At 72.3% G+C, this 397-nt stretch carries 1 protein-coding gene; it reads left to right on the forward strand.

Annotated features, from left to right (window positions below; genetic code table 11):
• On the forward strand, positions 1-397 hold a 397-nt coding region (locus IE92_RS18610; RefSeq protein WP_030149549.1), incomplete at both ends, for a hypothetical protein.

Consider the following 397-nt stretch of genomic DNA (forward strand, 5'->3'; position numbering starts at 1 on the left):
GCAACGCATCGGCAGCGGCAAACTCCGCCGCCATCGCAGACGCCTCGACCACCGCATCCAGCACCGCCGCAGCCAACGGAACGGCCACCGCCGACCCGGGCGCAGCAGCGGACTCTCGCGCGGGGGCCAACACCGACGCAAACGCCAACGCCGCCGCTTCGGCAGCAGCATCGGCCAGCGCCGACGGTGACAACACCGCCGCCGCCCAGGCAGCAGCCCAGGCCGCAGCCAACGGCGACGCCGCTGGAACCACCGCCGCAACCGCCAACGCCAACGCCGCCTCGCAGGCAGCCGCAACCGCCGAAGCATCCTCGGATGCCTCGGCAACCTCGGCTACCGCCGCGAACTCATCGGCCAACGTATCGGCAGCGGCCGCAGCCAACGGTGACAACACCTC

Source organism: Mycetocola saprophilus (assembly GCF_000718085.1).
Lineage (GTDB): Bacteria > Actinomycetota > Actinomycetes > Actinomycetales > Microbacteriaceae > Mycetocola > Mycetocola saprophilus.